This is a genomic window from Mesorhizobium sp. M7A.F.Ca.US.008.03.1.1, assembly GCF_003997495.1.
In the GTDB taxonomy this organism is placed as follows: domain Bacteria; phylum Pseudomonadota; class Alphaproteobacteria; order Rhizobiales; family Rhizobiaceae; genus Mesorhizobium.
Map to the genome: position 1 here is coordinate 1 of NZ_RZRU01000072.1, position 252 is coordinate 252.

The 252-nt window shown below is 60.7% G+C and carries 1 pseudogene; it reads right to left on the minus strand.

The window, feature by feature from the left end:
• Nucleotides 1–252: pseudogene (locus EOA16_RS33445) on the minus strand (IS110 family transposase); the annotation flags it as partial.

Sequence of the window (252 nt, forward strand, 5' to 3'; positions counted from 1 at the left end):
CGCCTCGCAGATCGCCCCGGCGTCCGCCGCATCCGACTTGGAGCGCTTCACATAGGGCTTCACGTACTGCGGCGGCAACACCATCACCTCATGGCCCAGCGCGCGCAATTCCCGCGCCCAGTAGTGCCTCCATGCCAATCTTCAGCGGCGAAAGCCCTGCAAAAAAGGTCAGTACCTGATTGCGCCGCAGCTTCTTGCGCAACACCGGCTGTTCAGCTTCATTCACCCCATGCAACTGGAAAACGCTCTTTG